Source organism: Streptomyces kaniharaensis, assembly GCF_009569385.1.
Classification (GTDB): domain Bacteria; phylum Actinomycetota; class Actinomycetes; order Streptomycetales; family Streptomycetaceae; genus Kitasatospora; species Kitasatospora kaniharaensis.
In genome coordinates this window covers 5000389-5018200 of sequence record NZ_WBOF01000001.1, presented here as the reverse complement: position 1 = coordinate 5018200, position 17812 = coordinate 5000389, and the positions used below count along the sequence as shown (strand labels likewise).

The following is a 17812-nucleotide window of genomic DNA, read 5'->3' as shown; positions in this document are numbered from 1 at the left end:
TAACGCATGGCACCTGAGACGCAAGCGGGACCGGCCGGCGCCGCGCTGCCGCTCCCCCCGATGAAGTGGGACGCCTGGGGCGACCCGGCCCTCGCCAAGGAACTGTCCGCCGACATCAAGGGACTGCTCGCCGCCGCCCTCGGCGTCACCGGCGACGCCGAGCCCGGCCCCACCGCCGACGAGGTCGTGCTCCGCCCCTCCCGGCTGACCGACGCCGACCTCAAGGCGCTCGCGGACGCCGTCGGCGAGGCGCACGTCAGCGCCGCCGACGCCGACCGGCTCCCCCGCGCCGGCGGCAAGTCCACCCCCGACCTGCTGCGCCGCCGCAGCCGCGAAGCGCAGGACGCGCCCGACGCCGTCGTGCTGCCCGGCAGCGAGGACGAGATCGCCGCCGTCCTCGCGCTCTGCGCCGAACGCCGCATCGCCGTCGTACCGTTCGGCGGCGGCACCAGCGTCGTCGGCGGCCTCGACCCCGAGCGCGGCGGGCTCACCGCCGTCATCTCGCTCGACCTGCGCCGCCTCGACCAGCTGCTCGACCTCGACGAGACCTCCGGCGAGGCCCTCCTCGGCGCCGGCCTCACCGGCCCGGCCGCGGAGGCCCTGCTCGCCGACCGCGGCTACGAACTCGGCCACTACCCGCAGAGCTTCCGCTTCGCCACCATCGGCGGCTTCGCGGCCACCCGCTCCTCCGGCCAGGACTCGGCCGGCCACGGCCGCTTCGACGAGATGGTGCGCGGCCTGCGCGTCGTCACCCCCGTCGGCGTGCTCGACCTCGGCCGCGCCCCCGCCTCCGCCGCCGGGCCCGACCTGCGCGAGCTCTTCCTCGGCTCCGAGGGCACCCTCGGTGTGATCACCGCCGTCCGGGTCCGCGTCCACCCGCTGCCCGCCGTCAAGGCCTACGAAGCCTGGAGCTTCCCCGACTTCGCCACCGGCACCGCCGCCCTGCGGGCCGTCGAGCAGCAGGGCACCGGGCCGACCGTCATCCGCCTCTCCGACGAGGCCGAGACCATGGTCAACCTGGCCATGACCGAGCAGATCGGCGGCTCCCCCGCCGTCAGCGGCTGCCTCGCCGTCACCGTCTTCGAGGGCACGGACGCCCTGGTCGCCGCCCGGCACCAGCTCACCCGCGAGGTCCTCCTCGCCGCCGGCGGCACCTCGCTCGGCGAGGCCCCCGCCCGGGCCTGGGAGCACGGCCGGTTCAGCGCGCCCTACCTGCGGGACTCGCTGCTCGGCGCGGGCGCGCTCTGCGAGACCCTGGAGACGGCCGCCAACTGGAGCCGGCTGCCCCACCTGCGGGTCGCCGTCACCGAGGCGCTCACCACCGCCCTCCCCGGCGCCCTCGTCCTCTGCCACATCTCGCACGTCTACCCGACCGGCGCGTCGCTCTACTTCACCGTCGTCGCCGCGCTCGGCGAGGACCCGCTCACCCGGTGGACCGCCGCCAAGCACGCGGCCGGCGACGCCATCGTCGCCGCCGGCGGCACCATCACCCACCACCACGCCGTCGGCGCCGACCACCGGCCCTGGATGACCGACGAGATCGGCGAGTTGGGCGTGCGCATCCTGCGCGCCGTCAAGGCCGAGCTCGACCCGGCGGGCATCCTCAACCCCGGCAAGCTGATCCCGTGACCGGGGGGCCGAGAGCGGTTCGCCGGGTCGCCGTCCTCGCCAACCCGGCGGCGGGGGCGGGACACGCCGGGGCTGCCGCGGGCCGGGCGGTCGCCCGGCTGCGGGCCCTCGGCGTCGACGTCGAACCGCACGCCGGACGCTCCGCCGCGGACGCCGTCCGCCGCGCCCGCGAGGCCGTCGCGGACGGCGTCGACGCGGTGGTCGTCGTCGGCGGCGACGGCATGATCAACCTCGCCCTCCAGGCCGTCGCCGGCACCGCCGTCCCGCTCGGCGTCGTCCCCGCCGGCACCGGCAACGACCACGCCCGCGAGTACGGCCTCCCCCGCGACGCCCCGGAAGCCGCCGCCGACGTCGTCGCCGCCGGGCGGACCAGGACGGTCGACCTCGGACGGATCACCGGCCCCGACGGGGCCAATCGCTGGTTCGGCTCCGTCCTCGCCACCGGCTTCGACTCCCTGGTCAGCGACCGCGCCAACCGCCTGCGCTGGCCGCGCGGCCGGATGCGCTACAACCTCGCCATCCTCGCCGAGTTCGCCAACCTCCGCCCCCTGCCCTTCCGCATCACCCTCGCCGACGGCACCGTCATCGAACGCGACCTCACCCTCGCCGCCGTCGGCAACACCCGCAGCTACGGCGGCGGCATGCTCGTCTGCCCGGCCGCCGTGCCCGACGACGGCCTACTCGACGTCACGCTCGTCGCCGCCATGCCCCGGCTGCGGATCGCCCGCTTCTTCCCGACGATCTTCAAGGGCACGCACATCCGGCACCCCGAGGTCGCCACCCACCGCACGTCCTCGCTGCGGATCGAATCGCCCGGCATCACGTCGTACGCCGACGGCGAGTTCATCGCTCCCCTGCCCATCGACGTCACCGCCGTCCCGAACGCCCTGCACCTGCTCGTCCCGTAGGGGCCGACCGTCGGAGGTGCCGGCTCTGACGGTCAGCCCACCAGCCGGCGGCGCCAGAGCAGGGGGTGTATCTCGATCGCCTCCGACGGCTCGCCGTTCCAGACCGCCGGGAGGCCGGCGTCCTTCAGAGCGGCCACCACCTCGTGGCCGACGGCGGTGGTCGTCAGCGGGGAGCCGTCGAAACCGCCGTAGTAGAGGGAGAGTCCGTGGCCCTCGGCGGCGGATTCGGTGCACTGGTAGTGGAAGTAGACGAAACCGCGGGCGTCGGGCGCGCCGGCCCCGCCGATCTCGCTCTCACCGCAGGAATGGCAGCAGGTGAAGTGCTCCCGGGCGGTGATGCCGCTCTCCTCCAGGGCGGCGAAGGCGCGGGCGAGCCGCTCCGGGTCGGTCTCGCCCACCCAGCCGGTCTGCTCGCCCACCCGCTCCAGCCACAGGCGGTCGGCGAGCTGCTCGGCCTGCTCGCGGGAGACGGGCCGGCGGTCCCCGGAGACGAGGTAGTCCTGGGCCTGCTCGGCGAGTCCGGCGCGCGTGGTGTAGCCGCAGGCCAGGGTGAGGCGCAGGCGCTCCTCCAGCACGCGGCGGTCGTCCGGGGGAACGTCGAGCGGCGGGACGGGCTCGGGCGCGGGGCCCGTGTCGAGCAGCTGCCAGTCCAGCCCGTCGCCCCACCCCGGCGCGCGGCGCGCCCAGCCGGTCATGGCGGCGATCACCGCGTCCGGGCCGTCGAGCGGGACCGCGAAGTGCCGGTCGGCGGCGCCGTCCCGGTGTTCGAGCCGGTAGTCGCCACCCTCGTCGTGCCACACCTGGATGAAGACGTCGGGCAGATCGGGTATCCGCTCCACGACCACGAAGTTGTCCCCGGGCGCGCCGAGCCTGCGGACCAGCAGCTCCAGGGCATGCTCACTCACCCGGACCTGCCGGGTCCCGTCGTTCTCCTGCACCGTGATCGCCAGCATGCGCACACCATGGCACACACCACTGACATCGACGATCACGAGGCCGGTCGGCGGCCGAGGCCCAATCCCGGGGCAGCTCGCGACGTCGAGGGCAGGAAATCCGGCCCGCCCCATTGGACGGGCGGATCACCGCGGACCACCAGTTCCCCGGGCTCTGAGCAGTACCTCCGCGGTCTCGGCGTCGGCCGGCAGGAACGCCTCCAACTTCAGCTCGGCGAGCGTGATGTCGACGGCGGTCGCGAAGGTGGTCACCGTCGTCATCAGGTGCAGCTCGCCGAACGAGGTGCGCAGGTGCAGCGGTACGGCGAATCCCAAGTGCTGGTCGGAGAGCTCCACTTCCGGCACGTAGGAGCGCAACTCCTCGTGCAGCTCGCGGAGATGGCCGGTGCGTTCCAGGACGTGCCGGGCCCACGCGACGAAGTTGAGGATGCGCGGCGCGAGGCCGTCCGGATGGAGGGCGAGCCGGTAGGCGTTGGTGCCGGGGCCGACGAGGCGCGGGTCGGCGCCCTCGGTCACCACCGCCAGCGCCTCGTTCACCGCGATCACGTCGCCGCGACGGTCCACCACCAGGGCGGGGTACGGGAGATGACCGGCCAGGATGTGGTCGATCGCCGCCCGGACCGGCGCCATCGACGGCCCGTCGAGCGGCGTCTCGGGGTAGACGGGAGCGTAACCGGCCGCCAGCAGCAGCTCGTTGCGCTCTCTCAGCGGCAGGTCGAGGGACTCGGCGAGCCGGACGACCATGCCCCGCCCGGGGACGGAGCGCCCGGACTCGATGAAGCTCAGGTGGCGCTGGGTCGTGCCCGCGAGGGCTGCGAGGTCGAGCTGGCTGAGGCGGCGGCTGGTACGGCGCTCGCGCAGCGCCTGGGGGAAGTCCACGCCACCAGTTCTAACCCGGAGCGATCCCACTCGCCATTCCCCCGGGGGAATTGAGCCCAGGCACCGGTGCCAGCAGGATCGGGGGCATGGACATCGGCGTTTTCCTTCCGACCGGCCAGGCCCTGTGGGAGCCTGCCGGCGACCCTCGCGAGCTGATCGGATTCGCCCGCCGGGCCGAGGAGTTGGGCCTCTCCTCGCTCTTCGTCAACGACTCCCTCCTCGGCCCGAGGATCGAACCGCTCACCATGCTGGCGGCGCTCGCCCCGGTGACGGACCGCATCCGCCTGGGCACCGGAGCCCTCCTGCCGGTCCTGCGCCGCCCGGTGCAGGCCGCGCAGACGCTGGCCTCGGTGGACCTGCTCTCCGGCGGCCGGCTGACGGTCGCGGTCGGCGCCGGCTTCCCGGGGCGGTTCGGGCAGCCGCTGCACGAGCTGTCGCAGGTGCCGTGGGAGCGCCGGTTCGCCCGGCTGGACGAGACGGTAGCCCTCTGGCGGGCGCTGTGGGCCGGGGCGACGGCCTTCCACGGCGAGTTCCACTCCTTCGACGCCATCCCTCCCGCGACCGCGCCGGCGCAGCCCGGCGGGCCGCCGATCTGGCTCGGCGGCGCGACCCCGGCCGCGCTGGCCCGCACCGGGCGGCACTACGACGGGTGGCTCCCGTACCCGCCTGACCCGGCCGACTACGCCGCCGGCCTCGGCGCCGTCCGGGCGGCCGCACGAACCGCCGGCCGCGACCCCGAGGCCGTCACGCCCGCCCTCTTCGTCAACGTCCGCGTCGACCGGAGCGCCGACGCGGCCCGGCGGGTCATGGACGCCTACGCCCTCGCCAACTACGGCATGCCGCTGGACGACCTGGAGAAGATCCAGGCCGTCGCCCTGGGCACCCCGGAGGAGGTCGCCGCCGCTCTCCACCGCTACGCCGCAGCGGGCGCCCGGCAGGTCGTGGCACGGCTCGGAGCACTGGACCTGGCCGGTCAGCGCGAGCAGTTGGAGCAGCTCGCGGCGCTCAGACCCCTCGTGTCGCCGTGATCCGTCCGGCCTCGATCGCCGCCACCAGCTCCGCGTGGTCGAGCACCGTCCGGTCGGCGTACCGGACCGCGAAGTCGGCGATCGCCTCCGCGAAGGAGTCCGCCGTTCCGAGGTAGCCCGCGATGGCGAGCCGGTCGCCGGTGCGGGCATGGGCGCGGGCCAGGGTGCGGCCGCACAGGTCGGCGTAGGCGCGCAGGCCGGACGGGGTCATGCGGGCGACCTCCGCCGAGCCCTTCATGTCGCGCAGCTGCCGCCCGTAGAAGTGGCGGCCGGCCGGGCCGGTGGTCCAGCCGAGGAAGATGTCGCTGGCGGCCTGCATCAGGTGCTGGCCGGTGACGACGCGCCGGCCGCCGTGGTGGGCGGCGACCTCGGCGTCCACCCGGGTGACCGGGAGGTGGTCCTCCAGGACGGACCGGCCGGCCTCCTTCAGCTGGAGGAACAGCGGGTCGCGCGCGTCCCGTCCCTCCAGCAGGACGATGAAGCAGCGGGTGCCGACGCTGCCCACGCCGACCACCTTGATCGCCGCATCGACGAAGGTGTAGCGGTCGAGGAGGACCCGGCGGTCCTCGGCGAGGGTGGCCCGGTAGTCGCTGAACACCTTGCCGATGCCGCGCAGTTCGGTCTTCTTCAGCGGTTCGATCAGCGGGGGTTCGCTGATGATGCGGCGGCGGCCTTCCCGTTCCTCGGTGAGTTTCTCGAAGGCCTGCAGGCTGGTGCGGCGCCTGGCCTGGGCGAGGCCGGCTTCGACGCGCTTGCGCTGCTTGGGATCGCGCACCAGCGGGAGCAGGTCCTCGGTGCGGATCCGGGCGTACCAGACGTCGAGTTCGCCCATGTCGGCGAGCCGGCGGATCGCGGTGCTGTAGCCGTGGGCCGCGCTGAGCGCGGCGCGGCGGACGCGGTCCTCGTCCTGGCCCCTGTCGCGGGCGGCGACGGCGACGCTGGCGGCGAGGCGTTTGACGTCCCACTCGAAGGGGCCGGGGTAGGTCTCGTCGAAGTCGTTGACGTCGAAGAGCAGCGCGCGTTCCGGCGAGGCGTACACGCCGAAGTTCAACAGGTGTGCGTCACCGCAGAGTTGGACGGTGAGACCGGTGTCGGGCACGGCCGCGAGGTCGGCGGCCATGACGGCGGCGGCGCCGCGCAGGAAGGTGAACGGGGTGTCGGCCATCCGGCCGTAGCGGATCGGCAGCAGCCGGGCGACCCGGTCCTCGCCCTGCCGTTCCAGCACGGCGACCGGGTCGGGCCGGTCGGCGGCGGCGATCCACCGCCCGTGGGCGGAGCGGGAGACGCGCTCACGGGCGGCCCGGCCGCGCCGGCGGCGTTCGGCAGGGGTGGTCATACGCGACTCCTCGTCCGGAGGGAGTGGGTGCACCTCCGATCGACGCTAGGCCATCGGCGCCGGAGGCGGCACCGCACGCCCTCCGGCGCTCCGCCGAACGGATGATCTCCCCGGTCCGCGGCGTCACTCCACGACGAAGTCCGCCATCATCGCCATGTCCTCGTGCTCTAGGTTGTGGCAGTGCAGCAGGTACGTCCCCGCGTAGTCGGTGAACCGCACCAGCACCTCGACCGCCTCGGCCGGCCGCAGGCCGACGGTGTCCTTCCAGCCCGCGTCGTACGGGCCGGGGTCGTCGCCGTTGCGCGCCAGCACCTGGAAGTGGTTGAGGTGCACGTGGACCGAGTGGTGCAGGTCGGACGAGAAGCGCCAGAGCTCGGTGCTGCCGAGCGCGGGCCGGGCGAGGTCGCGGCCGGGCTCGAACAGCTCGCCGTTGATGGTCCAGCCGTCGCCGCGGCTGCGCCGGAAGGTGAAGTCGCGGGTGGCGACGACGGCGTCGGGATCGAGGCGCTCGACGGCGGCGAGCCGCTCGGGCACCGTCGCGTCGTCGGTGACCCGGCGCGAGGAGACGTCGAAGCGCATCACCTCGGCCGTCCGGCCGGTGCCGAGGGTGTTCAGCAGGCAGACGGAGGTGCCCGGCTCGTAGCGGGAGAAGTCGACGACGACGTCGAAGCGTTCGGCGGGGGAGAGCTCCAGCGTGTCGTGGGTGACCGGGGCCTCCAGCAGGCCGCCGTCGGAGCCGATCTGGACCAGGGCGTCGCCGCCGGAGGGCTGCGGGTCGAGTTCGAGGCGGTAGAGGCGGGCGTTGGAGGCGTTGAGCAGGCGCAGCCGGTACCGGGCGCGGTCGACGTCCAGGCGGGGCCAGGGGGCGCCGTTGACGAGGATGACGTCGCCGAGGACGCCGTTCATGTAGTCGTCGGTGACGCCGGGCACGGCGGGGTCTGTGGGATCGGCCGCCGGGTAGGCGAAGGAGCCGTCGGCGGCGAAGGAGCGGTCGGCGAGCATCAGCGGGACGTCCCGGTCGCCCTGCGGCAGCGGCAGGGCGGCCTCCTCGTCGTCGTGGACGAGGTGGAACCCGACCAGGCCGCGCCAGACACCGGGGCCTGTGAAGCCCATCCGGTGGTCGTGGTACCAGAGGGTGGCGGCGCGCTGGTGGCCCGGGTAGGTGTTCGTCCGCTCGCCGGTGACGCACCTCCCCGCCGCGTGGTGCTCCATCCCGGGCATGCCCGGGATGCTGCGAGCGCCGTCCCACCCCACCGGCAGCAGCAGGTCCATCGGGTACCCGTCGCTGTCGGCGGGGGTGTGGCCGCCGTGCAGGTGGACCACGGACGGCACCGGCAGCTGGTTGCGGTGGCGGATCACGGCCGCCCGGCCGGAGCGGGTGGCCACGGTCGGCCCGGGGAAGCTGCCTCCGTACGTCCAGGCCTCGGTCCTCACGCCGGGCAGGATCTCCAGCTGCGCCACCTGCTGGGTGATCTCGTAGTAGTCGGACGTCCCGTCGCTGCCGACGGGCTTGAGCACCGGCGGCACCGGCAGCGGCACCTGGAACGGGGGCGGAAGTTCGAGCTCGCTGGACAGCACCTGGCCGGGGCGCCCCTCTGCCAGCAGCCGGACGGCCGAGGGGGCCGCGACGGCGGCCAGCGCGCCCGCGCCGAACACCGACGCGCCGAGGCCGAGGAACCGACGACGGTTCACTTGGCCACCTCCACCGGCCCGCCGGGCCGCGGAAGCCGCCCGTGGCCGTCCGGTCCGCTCGGGCTGTCCGCGCAGGCGGGCAGCGGCACCCGCCAGGCGCCGACCAGCCCGAACAGGACGGCGCTGACCAGCAGCACGCCGAGCGTGATGTGCACGCCGAGCGCACGCGTGTAGGCGGCGACGATCTGGCCGGTGACGGCGGCGGCAAGCGCGGCCGTGGTCCACAGCGGCCAGAGCGGGCCGCGTCCGGGCCATCGGACGAGGACGGCGGCCGCGAGCTGGAGCAGGACGGCGGCGGCCAGGGTCGTCGCGTTGTCGGCGTGGTCCCGAAGGGACTCGTAGGTGCCGTTGAGGAAGCTCGCGGCCAGCACGGTCTGCAGCAGGGTCAGCACCGCCAGCGTGGTCGCGGTGACGCGCAGCAGGATCAGCGGCCAGCGGTGTGCGGGGGCTGCAGGAGGACTGCTCATGTCGGGCTACTCTCTGCTCGGCGGTCGGGCGGGGGCGGGCGAGAGCGTAGCTGATCCGACATCACGATCAGTGGTGCGAAAGCGCGTTGGGGATCCGAGCCATCCCATTGCGCCCACTCGGCCCAGGGTTTGCCACCCGGACGAGCGACACCGGCCCGACCGGCTCCCGGAGGGCCCTGCCCGACCCGTGGGCGGCCAAGAGCACCCTGCTGCCACACCCCGGCGGCCACCTGGATGCGGCCGTCGGCCGACCGCGGCGCCGGCTCAGACCAGGTCGGTGGCCACCTCCTCGTAGGCGGCGCGCAGCTCGGCGAGCACGGGGTGGGCGGGGTCGAAGCGGAAACCGTCGACCGCCGCCACCGGGCGGACGCCGACGCCGGCGTTGACCGCGAACGCCGCTTCGAAACGGCCCAGGCCGGTGGCGTCCACCGGCTCGCGGCCCTGCGCCCCGCCGTACGCCCCGGCGAGCAGCGCGGCGGTGACGCCCGGCAGGCTCGGACCCTCGGGCCAGACCAGCCGGCGGCCGTCGAAGAACCCGGTGTTCCAGGTCGCGCCCTCGGTCACCCGGCCTGCCGGGTCGGTCAGCAACGCGTCGTCGTAGCCGTCCAGTTGGGCGCTCCTGCGGTGGCGGATCAGGCCGAACAGCCCGACGTGCTTCACCTCGGGCGTCTCTCGGACGTACGCCACCGTCCGCACCCGCAGCGGGCCGGGCGCGGCGGCCGGGGCCGGGCGGGTGGTCACCAGCACGCGCGGCACCGCCGGGCCGGACGGGCGCTCCAGACCGAGCTCCGGGTCGTACACGGTGACGCGGACGATCACCGGCGCGCCGTCCGCCGGCAGCACGGCGCGGATCCGCTCGCGCACCTTCGCCGGGTCCAGCTCGGCGGCGAACAGCGCCCGGCAGTCCCGGACCAGCCGCTCCATGTGCAGCGCCAGACCGCGGACCCGGCCCGCCTCGACCCGCAACGTGGTGAAGTGCCCGTAGTTCAGCAGCCCCAGCGCCGCGACCCGCGCCGCGTCGGCGGGCGAGCCGTCGATCTCGATCTGAGCCATGTCAGCCTTCTCAGCCATGGCGCGAGTGTGCCAGCTTCCGTTATGGGCTCACCGGCCGGTACGGGCTGACGACCCGCCGTCCGGCCGCCTGGGCGAGCTGCTCGAAGTGCTCGATCTTGTACGCCAGCCCCTCCGGCTCCCCGGTGTCCGACCAGCGCCACGCCTCCGCCCACCACTGCGGCCCTCGCACCAGCGGCCGGCCCGCCAGGGCCAGGTGCAGGGCCAGCGTGGAGCGCGCGTAGCCGCGCACCCAGCCGTCCGTCCCCCGGTAGGCGGCCGTCTCGTCCAGCCGCAGCCAGCGGCCCTCGCACCCGGCGGCCAGCAGCGGCACCCAGCCCTGCGGCCCGTCCGCGACCAGCAGGAGCAGCCGCCCGTCCTCCTCCCGCACCCGGTAGGGCGGGAGCTGGGGCATCCGGGACAGTCCGATCGAGTGCTTCCAGCCGACCACCCACAGGCCGCGGCGCAGGTAGTAGCGGACGGCGTGCTGCCAGGTCCAGTGCGCCTCCAGCCGGAAGCCGGGCAGGCCCTCGGCGGCGGCCGCCGCGTACACCTCGTCCAGCACTCCGGCGGCCAGGCCGCACCCACGGGCCTCCGGCCGCAGGTAGAGCGAGGAGACGGCGAGCTGGCCGGGCCCCTTCGTCCAGTTGTCCACGGCCACCGTCCCGGCGACCGCGCCGTCCGCGGCGAGCACCCAGTACCGGCGCCGGTACAGCTCGCCGCCCGGCCACTCGCGGCCGCTCTCGCCCAGCCGCTCGCGCCACCCGCGCTCGGCCTCCGGCGCGAGCCCGTCCGGGTCCACCGACTCCCCCAGCTCGCCCTCCACCAGGGACGCCAAGTCCCAGAGCGCGAACCGCCGTTCCTCACCCTCGGGCACCACCGTCAGCCGCGGCCCAGCCGCCAGCCGGTCCTGCGCCCGCTCCACCGCCGCATCCCACGACCTCAGCACGTCGCCACGATAGCCCCACGGTGGATGCGGATCGTAATTCGATGGACACCGAACGTCAGATCGGAGACGAATTCAGCTGTCCGGACGTCCCGGGTTTCCGCCGCTTTGTCGGGAGGCGGGACGGAACCCGCACGGGGAGGGGAGTCCCGTATGCACGTCTTCGTCATGGTTGTCGGCCTCCTTCTCTTCCTGTTCCGCTCGGTCGTGGGCGCGAGGGTCGAACGACCGTCAGCTTCGCGCCGTCGGGCCGGCCGGCGCGGCTTCGACGTGCGCCTCCGGCGGGGCCGGAGCCGGGGCGGTGGCCGGGGCTTCGGCCGGAGCCGTGGCCGGGTGGGTCGGGGGGCGGGCTGCTGAGTTCCCGAGACGGCACTTATCCGCGATTCAAAAGCCCACGATGGAGGTTTTCGCCGATGACGGGCCCGCTCGCTGGATCGGGGGCGGGGCACGCCGGAGGGTGGCGGGCGTTCCGGCCGCCGTCCGAGGGAGATCCCGTTGTCCACGAACCCCCCGAGCCCCCATCCGCGCCGCTGGGCGGCGCTCGCCGCGCTGCTCACCGCCGAGGCGATGAACCTGCTGGACACGACGATCGTGCAGGTCGCCGCACCCCGCATGCACGCCGAACTCGGCGGCCCGATATCCGCCGTGCCATGGCTGACCTCGGCCTACACCCTGCCGTTCGCCGTCCTCCTGCTCACCGGCGCCCGGCTCGGCGACCGGGCCGGACGGCGGCGGATGTTCCGGATCGGGGTGGCCGGTTTCCTGCTCGCCTCCCTGGCCTGCGCCTGCGCGCCCGCCCTCGGCGTGCTGATCGCCTTCCGGGCGGTCCAGGGCGCGGCGGCGGCCCTGATCGTGCCGCAGACCATCGGCCTGATCAAGGCGATGTTCCGCGGCGACGAGACGGCCCGCGCGCTCGGCAGCATCGGGCCGGTGATGGGTCTGGCGGCGGTATGTGGCCCGGTCCTCGGCGGGGTCCTCACCCACGCCGATCTGTTCGGCTCCTCCTGGCGCGCGGTGTTCCTCGTCAACGTCCCGCTCTCGCTCGCCGTCCTCGCACTCGCCCCATTCCTCGCCGAGGACCGCGCACCCCGGCGCCCCGGCCTCGACCCGGCGGGCACCGCACTCGCGGTCCTCGCCACCGGGCTGATCGTGCTTCCGCTGCTGAGGTCCGACGGCGGCGTGACGGACGGTTCTGCACTCGCCTCGCTCGGCGCCGGGCTCGCGGTCGCCGCGGCCTTCGCCGTCCAGCAGCGGCGCGGCACGCGACGCGGGCGCGGCACGCTCGTCGAGACCAGCCTCTTCACGTCCGCACGGTTTCCGGCCGCGCTGGTGAGTTCGGCGTTGTTCTTCGGGGTCAGCACCGGGCTCACCCTCGTCGTCGTCCTCCACCTTCAAGTCACTTCCAGCGCCGACGCGTTGACCTCGGGGCTGACCCTCCTGCCCTGCTCGGCCGGGATGGCGGCCGCGTCCTGGTGCGCGGGCGCCCACCTGGTCCGCCGGTACGGTTCGGCGGTGCTCGCCGCCGGGCTCGCGGTCATGGCGGCGGGTGTGGCGGCCACCGCAGGCGCGTTCGACGCGGCCGACCACCCCGCGCTGCTGCCGTGCGCGCTCGCCGTCGTCGGCATCGGGCAGGGCCTGTTCACGCCCGCGTTCTTCACCGCGGCCCTGCATCCGCTCCGACCGCAGGAGATCGGCTCCGCCGCGGGCCTCCTCAACGCCGTCCAGCAACTCGGCGCCACCCTCGGTGTCGCCGTACTCGGCCGCGTCTACCTGGCATCGGCGGCCGGCGGCGGGGCGCAGCGGGCCTGCTGGGCGAGCCTCGCCGCACTGGCCGTGGTCGCTGCAGCAGGGCGGTTGATGCACACGGCCGGCCGCCCGGTCGCGGCAGAATCGGAACCTGCCGCCGAACCCCTGGGGACCACGCATGCTCGATGAGCTCGACCGCGCCCTCGTCCACGCGCTGCGGATCGACGGCCGCGCCCCGTTCGGCCGCGTCGCGGCCGTCCTCGGCGTCTCGCCGCAGACCGTCGCGCGCCGCTACCGGCGTCTGCGCGCCGAGGCCGGCCTGCGGATCGTCGGACTCGCCGACCCGCACCGCACCGGTCGCACCCGGTGGCTGCTCCGCCTCAGCGCCGGTCCGCACGCCGCCCAGAGCCTCGCCCAGGCGCTGGTGCGGCGCGGCGACACGGCCTGGGTGAAGCTCACCTCCGGCGGCACCGAGATCACCGCCATCGTCGAGACCGCCCCCGGCGACGACGGCCACAGCCTGCTGCTGCGCGACATCCCGCGCGCCGCCACCGTCACCGCCGTCTCCGCCCACTGCCTCCTGCACACCTACCGCGGCGGCCCGACCGTGTGGCCGGGCAGCGCCGAGGCCCTGGACGAGGACCAGCAGGCGCGGCTCCGGCCGATGTTCGAGCGCCCCGCACGGCCGATGGCCGGCCTGGACGACTCCGACCGAGCACTGATATGCGCCCTCCACCACGACGGCCGCACCGCGCTCGGCGACCTCGCCGCCGCCACCGGCCGCACCCCCGCCACCGTCGCCCGCCGGCTCGCCGAACTCCGCGCCGACGGCACCGTCTTCCTCGACGTCGAACTGGACCCCCGCCTGCTCGGCGTCGGCCTCCAGGCGCTCCTCTGGATGACCGTCGCCCCCGCCCACCTCGACCGTGTCGCCCGCGCGCTCACCCACCACCGCGAACTCGCCTTCGTCGCCGCCACCACGGGCCCCACCAACCTGGCCGCGACCGCCCTCTGCGCCGACCCGGCCGACCTGCACCGCTACCTCACCCACCACCTCGCCGCGCTGCCCGGCATCACCGCTCTGGAGTCCGCCCCCGTCCTCCGCACCCTCAAGTCCGCCGGCCCCGTCCCAGCCCCACCGGGCCGCCCGTCCGGACCGCAGCGCCGCGCGTTCGCCTGACCCGACGTCACACCCGCCCAGGTCCTGGGGCATCCGTGTCCGCGGGGCCGCGGCCGCCGCAGGGGTTGACCGGGCTCCCTCAACAGGTCTATACCAGTGACAGTCCCCGGGCAACTACCCCACGCCCCCGGGCCGTTCGGCCTGTGCCCGCGCCACCCCCACATCCGGCGCGAACGGGCCAGTTCCCCCTGTCGTTTCCGGAAAGGCTTCCCATGGAACGCGCTCTTCCCCCACATTCCGCACCCCTGCACCGCCGCCCCCGCACGGCCCGGCGCCGGGCCGCCGTCGCCGTGGCAAGCACGCTCGGGCTGGTCGCGGGGGGTGTCGCCGCACTGGCCGGCACCGGGTCCGCCGCCGCCGGTACCACGACCGTCACCACCGGACTGGGCAGCAACTGGTACGCCTCCGCGCCGTACCTGATGCCCGAGGACAACAGCCCGCCGGACGCCGCAGCGGTGATGGACGCCACCGGACAGAAGGCCTTTCAACTGGCCTTCATCCTGGCCCAGGGCAGCAGCTGCGCCCCGGCCTGGGGCGGCACCTCCTCGATCGAGACCGACACCGCCATGCCCACCGTGATCCGGACGATCCGCGGCAAGGGCGGGGACGTCTCGGTGTCGGTCGGCGGCTACGGCGGCACCAAGCTCGGCCAGGTCTGCGGCACGCCGGAGGCGACCGCCGCCGGGTACCAGCAGGTGATCACCAGGTACCAGCTGAAGGCGATCGACTTCGACCTGGAGGAACCGGAGTACGAGAACAGCGCCGCCATCCACAACGAGATCGGCGCGGCCCGGATCCTCCAGCAGAACAACCCGGGCCTGTACGTGTCGATCACCACCGCCGGCACCACCTCGGGCACCGGCTGGTTCGGCACGCAGATGCTCAACGAGGCCAAGGCGCAGGGCTTCACGCCGAACAACTACTCGATCATGCCGTTCGACGGCGGGTTCAACGGCGCCGCCGCGCAGACCGACGCGCTGGTGAAGTTCAACCGCATCCTGCAGACCACCTTCGGCTGGTCCGAGGCCACCGCGTACGCCCACGAGGGCGTGTCGATGATGAACGGCCGCACCGACACCGCCGAGTACTTCCGGCAGGCGGACTTCCAGACCGTGCTGGACTTCGCCACCGCGCACAACCTCGCGCGGTACACCTACTGGTCGGTCAACCGCGACCGCCAGTGCCCGGGCCCGGTGGACCCGGGGCTGTCCGGCTCCTGTTCCAGCGTGGCGCAGAACGACTGGGACTTCACCAAGTACACGGTGAAGTTCGCCGGCGCGACGCCGCCCACCACTCCCCCGACCACGCCGACCACGACGCCGCCGACCACCCCGGGCAGCTGCACCGACCCGGTGTGGAGCGCGAGCACCGTGTACACCGCGGGCAACAAGGTCTCGTACAACGGCCACCGGTACCACGCCAAGTGGTGGACGCTGAACGAGGTGCCGAGCGCCAGCGGCCAGTGGGGCGTCTGGGCCGACGACGGCCCCTGCTGACGGCCCGGGCACAACGAGGCCTCCGGCACGAGAAAGGGGGCGGGCCCGGGTACACCGGGCCCGCCCCTCACGCGCGTCTCAGCTCTCGCTCGCCGCGATCCGCTGCCGCAGGTCCGCCAGGATCTCCGCCGCCTCCGGCAGCCCGACGGCCTGGCAGCGGGTGATGGCGGCGGTCAGCCGGGCCACCGCCGCCTGCGTCCGGCCGAGGTCGGCACCCTCGATCAGCGCGGCCAGCCGGACCGCCTCGGCGCGCGGCGACTCGGCGGGCCGGCCGCCCTCCTCGTACGCCGGGACGGCCCGCTCGACCTCGGCCAGCGCCTCCTCGAACCGCCCGGCGATGGCCAGGCAGCGCGCCCGTTCGTAGTGCGAACCACCGCGCAGGAACCACGAGTTGTACGACGCACCGGCCCGCTCGGCGGCCTCCCCGACGGCGTCCGCCTCGGCCAGCAGGGCGAGCGCGGCGTCCATCCGGTCCGAGCCGTGCTCGCGAATCACCAGCTTGGCGAACTCGCGCAGCGTCCCGACCATCTGGTCCCACTGGGGCGCCTTGGCGTGCGCCGCGAGGGCGCGCTCGCGGGCGGCCTCGACGGCCTCCCAGCGGTCCGCCCGGGCCAGTGCGAGGGAGGCCTCGCAGGCGACCATGGTGTGGGTGGACTGGTCCTCCCAGCCCGCGACGGCGTCGGCGAGCCTCAGGTACTCCTCGGCCGCGTCCCGGTGCTCCTCCAGCTCGGACAGCCCGCGGGCGAGGTCGAGCCGGACCTGGGCGAGCATCCGCTCGTCCAGGTCCGGGGCGGCGGCGTCGAGCAGCACCGACTCCAGTACGGCCACCGCGTCCGCCGCCCGTACGTTGCCGCGCAGCAGGTCGGCGAGCTGGAGCCGCACCTGGGCGGCCTCCTCGACGGCGGCCCGACCCTTGCGGTCGAAGCGGGCGGCGGCCTCGGACAGCGCCCGGATCGCCGCGCCCTCGTCACCGGCGCACGCGCTCGCGTGGCCGAGCATCATGTAGGTGGGGGCGAACGGATAGGAGTCGTCGCCCCAGCGGCCGGCCTCGGCCAGCGCCCGGTGGAACACCTCGACGGCCTGGGCGGCTTCGCCGTTCTGCAGCAGCACCTGGCCGAGCAGTCCGAGCACCCGCGGTGTCTGCCATGGGCAGTTCCGCCGCGTCCAACTGCGCCATGACCTCGCGCAGTTCGGCCGCGGCCTCGGCCATCCGGCCCTGCCGGGCGGCGGCGTCGGCGGCGTACTGCCGCGAGGCGGCGGCGCGGCGGATCGAGCCGAGCGCGGCGCTCTCCGTCCCGTAGGCGCGGACGGCCTCCTCGAACCGCGCCACGGCCTCGGCGGGCGGCTCGGGCAGCGCATCCACCAGGTCGTGGTGCGCGGCGAAGGCCCGGCACTGGAGCACGATCAGGTAGTCGTCGTCGGAGATGCCGCCGGCGGCGTGCAACTCCCTTGCGCGCACGAGGGCTTCGTCGAGGGCCGGCCAGCAGATGACAAGGAACAGATAACAGATGACAGATTTCAGCGAACAGATTCTGTCATCTGTTATCCGTCCGTTGTCCGTCCACTCACCGGAGCGTCAGTTCGGACCGAGCCCCGCGTCCGGCGCCTTCCCCGCCTGCGCCTGTTCGATCCGCTTGACCAGCATCGCGGCGAACCGCCGAGCCGCCGCGACGTCCGCCGGGCCGCCCTCGGTCGTCACGCTCGCCACCACAGTGCCCGACCGCACCACGATGCCGACGCCTTCGCTGCCGGCCAGCTGCCCCTGGAAGGCCTGGCTCTCGCTGCCCAGCACCGCGACGTCCACGGCCTTGAACGGCCCGCTCCGGTACGAGGCGTAGGTCTCCTTGAGACGGTCCTTCGCCGCGTCCCGGGTCGGCAGGGTGTCGACCATGAACCGCGCGACGAGGTCCCCCGAGGAGAACCGGACCGACCCGCTCAGCGGCTTGCCCGTGCAGGGTGCCGTCGCGGTGCAGGTGGTGGCGTGGTCGGCGGTGTCGACGCGCCGCTTCTCCTCCTCCCACCCGGCCATCGCCTTCTGGTCCGGCAGCACCCGCATGACCACCTTGTCGTCCAGCAGCACCGCGTCCGAGTCGGCCCCGGGTGCACCGGCCCCGCCCGCCGGCGGCGGCACGGGCGCGCCGGTGCCACCGGCTACGGCAGACGCCGTGGCGCCGGCGGACGCGGGCACCGAAGCCGCGCCGGAGGCGGCGGGGGCAGACGCCTGCGCGCTGGCCGCCGCGCTCGCCGAGGGCGCCGCACTCGATCCCGAACTCGCGCTGCCCGCCGCGCCCTTGACAGCCTCCGAGCCGTCCGACGCGCACCCGCCGAGCACCCCCACCAGCACGCCGACCGCCACCGCGGTGGCCATCCGCCGACCGACCTTGCCCATCGCCCGCTCCCTCCTGCTGTCCGTGACCCATCAAGATAGCCGCCCGCCCCGGCCGGACTCCGGGCGGGTTCGCCCTGCTCAGCCCCGGCCGCCGGCGCAATCCGGCGGCGTCC

The 17812-nt window shown here is 74.6% G+C and carries 16 protein-coding genes; 7 read left to right on the top strand and 9 right to left on the bottom strand.

What is annotated here, in order from left to right:
* Window positions 1-6 precede the first annotated feature (6 nt).
* Entirely contained in the window at window positions 7-1629 is a 1623-nt protein-coding gene (locus F7Q99_RS22540) for an FAD-binding oxidoreductase (protein ID WP_407697816.1), read from the top strand.
* Window positions 1626-2537 carry a diacylglycerol kinase gene (locus F7Q99_RS22535; RefSeq protein ID WP_326846990.1) on the top strand — a complete coding sequence of 304 codons (912 nt, stop codon included), beginning with the start codon at window positions 1626-1628 and terminating at the stop codon, window positions 2535-2537. The genes F7Q99_RS22540 and F7Q99_RS22535 overlap by 4 nt, the downstream gene beginning before the upstream one ends.
* Window positions 2538-2569: 32 nt before the next feature.
* Here F7Q99_RS22535 and F7Q99_RS22530 read toward each other — a convergent pair whose 3' ends face one another.
* Window positions 2570-3490 carry a DUF6891 domain-containing protein gene (locus tag F7Q99_RS22530; protein ID WP_153464230.1) on the bottom strand — a complete coding sequence of 307 codons (921 nt, stop codon included), beginning with the start codon at window positions 3488-3490 and terminating at the stop codon, window positions 2570-2572.
* 126 nt (window positions 3491-3616) lie between these two features.
* Window positions 3617-4369 carry a helix-turn-helix domain-containing protein gene (locus F7Q99_RS22525; RefSeq protein WP_326846989.1) on the bottom strand — a complete coding sequence of 251 codons (753 nt, stop codon included), beginning with the start codon at window positions 4367-4369 and terminating at the stop codon, window positions 3617-3619.
* An 86-nt stretch (window positions 4370-4455) separates the two neighbouring features.
* Between F7Q99_RS22525 and F7Q99_RS22520 the strand changes: the two genes are divergently transcribed.
* Window positions 4456-5397 (top strand): LLM class flavin-dependent oxidoreductase, encoded by a 942-nt coding sequence (locus F7Q99_RS22520; protein ID WP_153464226.1) that lies wholly within the window; start codon window positions 4456-4458, stop codon window positions 5395-5397.
* Here F7Q99_RS22520 and F7Q99_RS22515 read toward each other — a convergent pair.
* From F7Q99_RS22515 to F7Q99_RS22500, 5 genes are all read right to left on the bottom strand, one after another.
* Window positions 5375-6733 carry a DUF2252 domain-containing protein gene (locus F7Q99_RS22515; protein ID WP_153464224.1) on the bottom strand — a complete coding sequence of 453 codons (1359 nt, stop codon included), beginning with the start codon at window positions 6731-6733 and terminating at the stop codon, window positions 5375-5377. The genes F7Q99_RS22520 and F7Q99_RS22515 overlap by 23 nt on opposite strands.
* A gap of 123 nt (window positions 6734-6856) precedes the next feature.
* The gene (locus F7Q99_RS22510; RefSeq protein ID WP_326846988.1) at window positions 6857-8425 is read right to left on the bottom strand and encodes a multicopper oxidase family protein; all 1569 of its coding nucleotides are present in this window, start codon (window positions 8423-8425) and stop codon (window positions 6857-6859) included.
* Window positions 8422-8892 carry a hypothetical protein gene (locus F7Q99_RS41355; protein ID WP_230210286.1) on the bottom strand — a complete coding sequence of 157 codons (471 nt, stop codon included), beginning with the start codon at window positions 8890-8892 and terminating at the stop codon, window positions 8422-8424. The genes F7Q99_RS22510 and F7Q99_RS41355 overlap by 4 nt, the downstream gene beginning before the upstream one ends.
* A 264-nt stretch (window positions 8893-9156) precedes the next feature.
* A complete protein-coding gene (locus F7Q99_RS22505) occupies window positions 9157-9963 on the bottom strand; it encodes an aminotransferase class IV (RefSeq protein WP_230210285.1) in 807 nt (268 codons plus the stop codon).
* Window positions 9964-9985: 22 nt separating this feature from the next.
* The gene (locus F7Q99_RS22500) at window positions 9986-10891 is read right to left on the bottom strand and encodes a GNAT family N-acetyltransferase (RefSeq protein ID WP_153464220.1); all 906 of its coding nucleotides are present in this window, start codon (window positions 10889-10891) and stop codon (window positions 9986-9988) included.
* A gap of 492 nt (window positions 10892-11383) precedes the next feature.
* Here F7Q99_RS22500 and F7Q99_RS22495 point away from each other — a divergent pair, with 492 nt between their 5' ends.
* The 3 genes from F7Q99_RS22495 (at window position 11384) to F7Q99_RS22485 (ending at window position 15310) form a co-directional block, all read left to right on the top strand.
* A complete protein-coding gene (locus F7Q99_RS22495; protein WP_230210284.1) occupies window positions 11384-12823 on the top strand; it encodes an MFS transporter in 1440 nt (479 codons plus the stop codon).
* Window positions 12813-13814, top strand: a complete 1002-nt coding sequence (locus tag F7Q99_RS22490; RefSeq protein WP_153464218.1) for an Lrp/AsnC family transcriptional regulator — start codon at window positions 12813-12815, stop codon at window positions 13812-13814. Before F7Q99_RS22495 ends, F7Q99_RS22490 begins: the two co-directional genes overlap by 11 nt.
* Window positions 13815-14026: 212 nt before the next feature.
* Complete coding sequence (locus F7Q99_RS22485) at window positions 14027-15310, top strand: carbohydrate-binding protein (protein WP_153464216.1); 1284 nt, start codon at window positions 14027-14029, stop codon at window positions 15308-15310.
* A gap of 78 nt (window positions 15311-15388) precedes the next feature.
* Here F7Q99_RS22485 and F7Q99_RS22480 read toward each other — a convergent pair whose 3' ends face one another.
* Entirely contained in the window at window positions 15389-16441 is a 1053-nt protein-coding gene (locus F7Q99_RS22480) for a hypothetical protein (RefSeq protein ID WP_153464214.1), read from the bottom strand.
* A 14-nt stretch (window positions 16442-16455) separates the two neighbouring features.
* Here F7Q99_RS22480 and F7Q99_RS22475 point away from each other — a divergent pair, with 14 nt between their 5' ends.
* A complete protein-coding gene (locus F7Q99_RS22475) occupies window positions 16456-16611 on the top strand; it encodes a hypothetical protein (protein ID WP_153464212.1) in 156 nt (51 codons plus the stop codon).
* A gap of 275 nt (window positions 16612-16886) precedes the next feature.
* On the opposite strand, the gene F7Q99_RS22470 is transcribed toward F7Q99_RS22475, so the two are convergent.
* The gene (locus F7Q99_RS22470; protein ID WP_153464210.1) at window positions 16887-17699 is read right to left on the bottom strand and encodes a hypothetical protein; all 813 of its coding nucleotides are present in this window, start codon (window positions 17697-17699) and stop codon (window positions 16887-16889) included.
* Between the last annotated feature and the right edge of the window lie 113 nt (window positions 17700-17812).